This is a genomic window from Achromobacter xylosoxidans (genome assembly GCF_002192695.1).
Classification (GTDB): domain Bacteria; phylum Pseudomonadota; class Gammaproteobacteria; order Burkholderiales; family Burkholderiaceae_B; genus Achromobacter; species Achromobacter xylosoxidans_C.
Window position 1 is genome coordinate 1 of the sequence record NZ_MTLG01000045.1, and the last position, 7,370, is coordinate 7,370.

Annotated in this window: 8 protein-coding genes; 5 read left to right on the forward strand and 3 right to left on the reverse strand. The window is 57.9% G+C overall.

Annotated features, from left to right (window positions below; translation table 11 throughout):
* Positions 1–42 precede the first annotated feature (42 nt).
* Positions 43–426 (reverse strand): integrative conjugative element protein, RAQPRD family, encoded by a 384-nt coding sequence (locus BRO63_RS04730; RefSeq protein ID WP_033981946.1) that lies wholly within the window; start codon positions 424–426, stop codon positions 43–45.
* A gap of 203 nt (positions 427–629) precedes the next feature.
* Here BRO63_RS04730 and BRO63_RS04735 point away from each other — a divergent pair, with 203 nt between their 5' ends.
* The 5 genes from BRO63_RS04735 (at position 630) to BRO63_RS04755 (ending at position 5,473) form a co-directional block, all read left to right on the forward strand.
* Positions 630–953: a HigA family addiction module antitoxin gene (locus BRO63_RS04735; RefSeq protein ID WP_079381333.1), complete on the forward strand. Its 324-nt coding sequence runs from the start codon at positions 630–632 to the stop codon at positions 951–953.
* A gap of 74 nt (positions 954–1,027) precedes the next feature.
* Entirely contained in the window at positions 1,028–2,023 is a 996-nt protein-coding gene (locus BRO63_RS04740) for a restriction endonuclease (protein WP_088138672.1), read from the forward strand.
* A complete protein-coding gene (locus BRO63_RS04745; RefSeq protein WP_033981942.1) occupies positions 2,020–3,108 on the forward strand; it encodes an ABC-three component system protein in 1,089 nt (362 codons plus the stop codon). The genes BRO63_RS04740 and BRO63_RS04745 overlap by 4 nt, the downstream gene beginning before the upstream one ends.
* Positions 3,105–3,599: an ABC-three component system middle component 2 gene (locus BRO63_RS04750; protein WP_033981941.1), complete on the forward strand. Its 495-nt coding sequence runs from the start codon at positions 3,105–3,107 to the stop codon at positions 3,597–3,599. Before BRO63_RS04745 ends, BRO63_RS04750 begins: the two co-directional genes overlap by 4 nt.
* Positions 3,596–5,473, forward strand: coding sequence for an ATP-binding protein (locus tag BRO63_RS04755; protein WP_033981940.1), 1,878 nt, complete (start codon positions 3,596–3,598; stop codon positions 5,471–5,473). The genes BRO63_RS04750 and BRO63_RS04755 overlap by 4 nt, the downstream gene beginning before the upstream one ends.
* Before the next feature lie 91 nt (positions 5,474–5,564).
* On the opposite strand, the gene BRO63_RS04760 is transcribed toward BRO63_RS04755, so the two are convergent.
* Together BRO63_RS04760 and traD are read right to left on the reverse strand one after the other, a co-directional pair.
* The gene (locus BRO63_RS04760; RefSeq protein ID WP_033981937.1) at positions 5,565–6,314 is read right to left on the reverse strand and encodes a TIGR03747 family integrating conjugative element membrane protein; all 750 of its coding nucleotides are present in this window, start codon (positions 6,312–6,314) and stop codon (positions 5,565–5,567) included.
* Positions 6,311–7,370: conjugative transfer system coupling protein TraD (gene traD / locus BRO63_RS04765; RefSeq protein WP_143219451.1), on the reverse strand; the 1,060-nt coding region annotated here is incomplete at its 5' end. The genes BRO63_RS04760 and traD, both read right to left, overlap by 4 nt.

Sequence of the window (7,370 nt, forward strand, 5' to 3'; positions counted from 1 at the left end):
CGATGCCGCTGTTGGCTTGAAATGCCGAGACCTGGGCGCCGTTCATGGTCTGCCCTGCGCAGTCGTCGGCAGCGATGGCGGGGCAGCCCGCTCAGTGCGGTACTCGCCAGTCAGTTCGGAGAGGTCGCGCGGCTGGGCGCGCGACGGTGTGAGATGGGCCAGGATGCCAGCGCGCACACGCTCAAGGTCAGCCAGTAGTCGCGGGTAATCGAAGTGGTAGCGCTCGCCCGGTGTGATGGGGGTATGCGTCGCGCTATCTGCGACGGTGCGCTCCAGCGCGTCGAGCTGACGCAGCGCGGCAACCAGCTCCTGACGCTGCATCGGGGATTCGGCCAACGCCATCGAAGACTGCCCCATCAGTAGGGCCGTCACGAGAAAAGTGGGCACGCCGCGATGCGCGGCGCGCAGCCAGATCGGAGCCAACATCGCGCCATTCCTGTGTGATCAGCAATGGCTTGATCGTGGCGATCAGAGGCGTTTCAGGCCGCAAACAATAGGAACCCAACCACTACCCGATTGATCGGAGAGGTACTTCCCAGAAATGAACAAGGTCAATTGATGTACGATTGACGTACATCGTCAAGAACCTTATCGTCGGTGGGAATAGCCTGGCCATTCCGAGGCGCAATATGACCGCAGCAGTCCATCATCCGGGAGGAGTTCTCGCCCAGCGTCTTGAAGCTGTTGGTGTGTCGCCGACTGAGTTGGCGCGTCAGCTTGCCGTCCCTGCTAATAGGGTCACTCAGATAATCAACGGCAAACGTGGGATCACTGGTGACTCTGCGCTGCGGTTTGCTCATTGGTTCGGTGACGCCCCAGAGTTCTGGATGAACTTGCAAGCACGGTACGACTTGGAACTTGCAGAGGTTGAATCGGGACGATCTATCAGGTCGCTCCCTACCGGCCCAGTCGTTCGCGGCCATAAGACTAACAAGCATGTGAAAGCTACGTAGGGAAGGTCTTTTATGACAAAAGGGAGCAAAGACTTTTCTTACGTTGGTGAGGGCGTTTGGAGGAGGAGCGGCGCATGACTGATGCACCGACAGACATCACATTCCACTATCCACCAGAGCTGTTCAATCTACTGGTGGATGTCGTGCCGCTGCTCAATCGCTCGAAGCAGGATGTGCTGGTGTTCTTCCGGGGCGCAGGAGTGCCTGACAACATGACTTCTGACATTGCCGCTCACTTGAGGGCTGCATCGAAGGACGTCAACAAGTACCAGATGGTTCGCACGGTGCTTGACCGCCTCAACGCAAAGGGGGAACACGCTCTCCGTGAACGGCGGGAAGTACTGCGGCGCGTGGTGGACTTTGCGAACTTCGATTCGTGCTGGCCCGCCGACCAGCTCAAGGCCAAGGGCCTTGTCGCTAGTATCCGCGAAGTCGTTAACCAGAAAGACGCTTTCACGCGCATGAACAATGCCCGCGAAGAAGAACGACAAGCTCGCCTCGCCGAGTCGAAGCGGATCGCAGCAGAAAATCGCGAGCGCAGTTCCAGGATCGAGAATGCCAAGCAGGGTTTGTATGCATTGTTTGGCACCGCCGCGACGGCGCAGGAACGCGGGAAATTGCTGGAAACGGCCCTCAATAATCTATTCCAAGCCTACGGCGTTCTCATCCATAAAGCCTTCCACTTGGTTGGTGAGGCTGGCGCAGGGATTGTCGAGCAGATTGATGGGGTCATTGAACTCGGCGGTGTTCTGTACTTCGTGGAAATGAAGTGGTATCGCAATCCGGTGGGAAAACCAGAGATTGCAGAGCATCTTGTACGTCTCATGTCGAGGGCCGAAGTTCGAGGTATCTTCATCTCTGCCAGTGATTACACGGAACCTGCGATTCACACGGTACGAGAGTTCCTGCAACACAAAGTTCTGGTTCTCTCGACGCTTCAGGAGGTCGTACGCCTGCTTGAGCGACAGGACGACCTCACGGATTTTTTCACAAAAAAAGTCCAGGCAGCACAGATACACAAAAACCCGTACTTCTGCCCTCATGGTAACCAGGGACAAGGTGCGTCATGACAGCAAGTTGGAAGGATATCAATAAGCCGCCGATCCCCGCGACCGTTGTTACGGCCGCACAGGTGGCGAACGGCCCTGTGATGCCGCCGCAGCAAAGGCTACTGACCTACTCGCCAGGAGAGTGGGAGGGGTTCGTCGAGGAGTGGGCTTATTACTGCCTCACGACGAAGTACGAACACGTTCAGCGCTTCTCAGGTGCTGGTGATATGGGTATCGACGTCGCTGGGTTCGCTGACGGAGAACGCCTTCAGGGTATATGGGAAAACTTCCAGTGTAAGCACTACGACCATGCCATCAGGCCCAGCGATGTATGGACTGAGTTCGGTAAGGTCATCTGGTACTCGTACAAAGGTGAATACGCGGCCCCCCGTCGCTACTATTTTGTTTCGCCGCTCGGTGCTGGCACGTCGCTTAGCCGCCTATTCTCGAATGCAACGAAGTTACGCGAGGAACTGTTTGCGAACTGGGATAAGCATGTGAAAGGTGCGATCACTAGCACGCAAGAAGTGCTGCTCGATGCGGAACTCCGGGCCTATGTGGACACCTTCGACTTCTCCATCTTCGACGCCAAGACTGCGCTTCAGCTTGTTGATGATCATCGTGCCACACCGGTCCACACAGCGCGTTTCGGTGGTGGACTGCCAACGCGGCCTGCATCCGAAAAACCTCCCCAGGAAGTCGCTGTCACCGAGAGTCGCTATGTGACGCAGTTGTTTGGCGCATACAGCGAGCACACAAAAACAATTGTGACTGACCCCTCGACCTTGTCCGTACCGAAGCTCAAGGATCATTTCCGCCGTCAGCGCGAAGCGTTCTATGAGGCGGAGTCGCTGCGCGTCTTCGCACGCGACAGTGTACCGCCCGGCACATTCGAGTCCTTGCTAGACGACATCCACGATGGCGTTATCGACACACATGACGGGAACCACGCCGATGGCTACGAAAAAGTCTGCGCCGTCACCAAGGCGGCCCGCGACATGCAGATTACGGCAAACGCTCTCATCACTTGTACGAACCCCAAAGACCGGGATGGGATCTGCCATCAACTCGTGAATGAAGAGCGCCTTCGGTGGACACGATCATGAGCCAAGAACATAAGCCGATCACCTTCAATGGCCCACTTGAGGCCGGTATTCGTGCGGTCTCGATTCTGGGTGCCGCCTATCCGCAAACCTACGACCTCCAGCGGCTTGTCGCCCTTGACTACCTTCTTGTTCATACCGGCGATATCGACGGCCCCGACAATTTGCACCCACCGACACCAATGCACTCGGCTGAATTGCTCGTGCGCCGGAAATTGATCGAGCAATCGCTGCTTCTAATGATGACCCGCGACCTTGTGGAGCGTGAAGTTACACCCGAGGGAATCAAGTATGGTGCAGGCGAGAATGCTGCGACGTTCCTGTCGTCAGTATCTTCCAACTATCTGCTGTCTCTAAAGGATCGCGCTGTATGGCTTGTCGAAACCATTGGTGACCTAACGGACGAACAGTTCAAAGGTATGATGCGCCGCTTCTTCGATAAATGGGTCGAGGAATTCCAGCGCGTCGAGCAAAGCCTGGGAGGCGAAGCATGACGTCAGTAACTCCCGGCTTTCGCTTGCGCTTCCTCGGTTTTTTCGGCCCACAGAAGCCGCCCGCAACAGTGACCTTCGGCGCCGGTCTCAACGTTATTTACGGCGCGTCGAATACTGGAAAGTCTTTCATTGTCGAAGCCATCGACTTCATGCTCGGTGGCAAACCACCCCTGCGAGATATCCCTGAGCGCGTCGGCTACGACCTCGTTCTCTTGGGAATTGAGACCCTTGATGGGAAGTCATTTACGCTCTGGCGCAGCGTGGATGGTGGTGGTTTCCGGCTCTACGAAGACTTGCACCAGACACCGCCGACGCCCGACATCCCGTACACGCAACTTGACGAGAAGCACAGCGATAGGAACAGTGCGAATCTTTCCTCATTCTTGCTGAATCTATGTGGCCTTGGAAGCAAGCGTGTCCGAAAAAACTCCCGGAACGAAACCATCAGCCTGAGCTTTCGCAACATTGCGCGCTTGATGATCGTCGATGAGACGGAGATCACACAACAAAGCTCTCCGCTCGTTGATGGCAATCCCACCGCCAATACGCCGAACTTGGCGACGTTCAAGTTACTTCTAACCGGAGCGGACGACTCCGCATTAGTCGCCAGTAATAAGAGTGAGCCGGAGGAGTTGTCGCGTGAGGCGCAATTGCATCTTCTCGATCAGCTTCTTGACGACTATCGCGATCGGCTCAAAGAGTTGACCAAGAGTCCGAAGGAGTTGGAGGAGCAGCTAGAGAAGATCGACACCTCGCTTCACCAACAGGCGGCTCAGGTAAACACCACGGAAGCTGAATTTCAGGAGGCTGCCGGGAAGCGGCGAGAACTGCGCAAGAAACTGGAGGAAAGCCGAGAGCGGCGTGCAGAGGTCGGCGCGATGCTTGAACGATTCAGACTGCTCGACAGACATTACGTGTCCGATATTGAAAGGTTGCGTGCCATTGAGGAAGGCGGGACGCTGTTTAGCGTACTTGGCGCCGGGCATTGCCCTCTCTGCGGCGCGAACCCCGATCATCATCGCGCCGATGCTGGGTGCAATGGAGACACTGATGCCGTCGTTCAGGCTGCACGAATGGAGATCGCCAAGATCGAAGTTTTGCGCGCTGAACTTGTAACGACTGTCCAAAGCCTTGAGCGCGAAGGTGCCAACTTTGATCGCAGGATGCCTACTGTGGTTCGAGAGTTGGAGTCAATCTCAGAGTCGGTTGAAGAATTGATCGCACCTAAGCTTTCGACCCTTCGCAAGTCCTATTCAGATTTTGCCGACAAGCGGGCCCAGGTGCGCGAAGCACTGGCACTCTACGCCACTGTGCAAGACATGGAGCGCCGTCGCGCCGACCTTGAAAAAGGCACCGAAGAGGAGAAGGCTGGCGCGGTTGCAAACGCAGACCTCTCAACCACGGTGACCCACAGTTTTGCCAAGACTGTCGAGGGCATACTGACTGGTTGGCACTTCCCAGAGGCTGGGGATGTTTACTTCGATTCCAAGACTCGGGATCTTGTCATTGCTGGAAAGTCGCGTAGTGCTTTTGGTAAGGGCCTTCGCGCCATCACGCATGCAGCCTTTACCCTCGGACTGCTTGCTTTCTGTCGTGCTCGCCAGACGCCGCACATGGGATTCGTCGTGCTCGATTCTCCTTTGCTTGCATACCGAGAGCCAGACGGAGCGGAAGATGATTTGACTGGTACTGACCTTCAAGAACAGTTCTATGCATATCTTGAAGCGTTGCCTAGCGACACACAAGTCATCGTTGTTGAGAACACGGATCCGCCTGCTGCAATTATGCAGCGCGAGCAGTCCCTTATGTTCGGCAAGAACCCGTATCATGGACGGTACGGATTGTTCCCTTATGCAACGGACTCCGCTCAATAAATGAGCATAGAAACGGGAAAGATACAATAGCATGAGGTGATCGCGAGAATACCCGACCGTTGAAGCTGGGCGTTTTCGTATGGGGATTCGATTACAGGTACTTCTTGAAGCTCCCTGCAGTCAGGCTCACGGCCAGTCCCAGCAAGGCCGCGCTCGGCAGCAGGATCAGCAGCGGATGTACCGAGATCGGCAAGGCCAGGTACGTGACCCAGGGCAGCACGGCCAGCGGCATCAGACTGGCTTTTGCTCGGTGGTAGATAAAGCCGGATTCGCGGCCCGCCCCGAACCGGCGTACATCGCGGCGCACCAAACCGTCGATCAAACCGACAAATGCCGCCGTGAAAATCAGCGGCAGCGTGAGCGCCAGGACCAACAAGCGCACCAAAAAAGTGAGTGTGGTGAAGGCAGCGGCGATCAGGTAGCTCTCGGTCCAGACATAGACCTGGCTGATGAAGTAACGGAAGTTCCGCGCCTGTCCTTGGCTGAGCGCACGGGCGCGCTCTGCGGTCTGGCTCATGCGCTCCAGCAGCCCTGATCGCACGAATACCCATTCATAACCGGTATCCACCAGCGCATGCGCCGTGCGCCCCGGCTCCTGCACGACCAAGCTGCGCGTGAAGTGCTCGGACAGGTGCCCCAACTCGTACTGCAACATCTGCTGGGAGTGCTGCCAGCCCTGGTCTTTCCAGAACAGGTGCATGCCGACGCACTCCACGACGATCGAGAACAGCAGCGAGCCGATCAGCACCCCGAGCAGCCGGAACGGCAAGGTGATGGTGCCGACGATCAGGCCCTGGCGGCGGTTCTGCTCGCGCTGCGCAGTGGCTGCGGCATCGCTCATGGCGCGGTCTCTTCGTTGGCCGTGCCGCCCGTGTCGGTGATGGGTGTGGCGTTGGCCGCCTCATCGAGCAGGTCGTCCGGCAAGGCCGCGTCCTGCAAGACCGGGGAGCTGGTGAACTCCCACCACTGCGTCGCTTCGCTGTAGCTCTGACGCATATACCCTGCCAGTTGCTGCAAGTCCGCCGGCATCACCTCGTCCGGGTCCGGCGCCGGCAGTGGCATGCGCACTTTCCAAAGCTGACCGCCCTGCAGCAGCGCGAAGCACTGGCCCTTGGGCAGGCCGACGACGTGCGATGGCTCGATCATCGGCACGCTGGACATGCTGATGCGGTCTTGGGTGTTCGACGTAAAGTCTGTCGCGCCGCGAATGTCCGAGCTGTCGGTCGCGCCGCTGACGATGGTGGCCGTATAGACCTCGACCTTCGGCAATTGCCGGGTCAGCAATTCAGCGGTAGCCGTCTCGCGCACGCGCAGCATGAACAGGTTGTTGAAGTTGCCGATCACCTGACCGGCCTTCGCCCGGTTGCCGATGCGGGCTTCGATGTCCGAGAGGGTCTGCGTGTACGCGGTGACTTGCAGTCCAGCGCCGCCGCCCTTGTTGATCAGCGGCACGAACTCGTCGCCCATCAATTCGTTGAACTCGTCGGCGTGGACGTTGATCGGCACGCGCGAGCCAGCCGATGCGCCCGGCAGGCCGTCGTCGATCCCGTGCTTGTAGATGTGGCCTGCGACCGAAACCAGGTCGGAGAACATGGAATTACCGACCGCTGCGGCGACCTCGGCGTCGGACAGCGCATCCAGGCCGACATAGACCACGGCGCGCTTTCGGATCACCTGCATCCAATCGAAGATCGGGCGTGGGTCGGCCAGGTCGGAGTAGTTCGGGGCCAGAAGCTGGGCGATCTTGCCGCTGGTGAGCTTCTCCAGCAGCGGCAGCAGCGATGCGACGATCTTGTCGAAGTAGGTCTTGTCGTAGCGTACTGCCGAGCGCAGGCCATCGAGCACCGGATCATAGTTGCGCGCCTGCGAGAGGTACTGCTCCAGCGCCACCACGCGC

Bases quoted from the DNA above. Each gene is read 5' to 3' on its own strand.
- BRO63_RS04730 (WP_033981946.1), bottom strand. From the start codon at position 426: ATGTTGGCTCCGATCTGGCTGCGCGCCGCGCATCGCGGCGTGCCCACT.
- BRO63_RS04735 (WP_079381333.1), top strand. From the start codon at position 630: ATGACCGCAGCAGTCCATCATCCGGGAGGAGTTCTCGCCCAGCGTCTT.
- BRO63_RS04740 (WP_088138672.1), top strand. From the start codon at position 1,028: ATGACTGATGCACCGACAGACATCACATTCCACTATCCACCAGAGCTG.
- BRO63_RS04745 (WP_033981942.1), top strand. From the start codon at position 2,020: ATGACAGCAAGTTGGAAGGATATCAATAAGCCGCCGATCCCCGCGACC.
- BRO63_RS04750 (WP_033981941.1), top strand. From the start codon at position 3,105: ATGAGCCAAGAACATAAGCCGATCACCTTCAATGGCCCACTTGAGGCC.
- BRO63_RS04755 (WP_033981940.1), top strand. From the start codon at position 3,596: ATGACGTCAGTAACTCCCGGCTTTCGCTTGCGCTTCCTCGGTTTTTTC.
- BRO63_RS04760 (WP_033981937.1), bottom strand. From the start codon at position 6,314: ATGAGCGATGCCGCAGCCACTGCGCAGCGCGAGCAGAACCGCCGCCAG.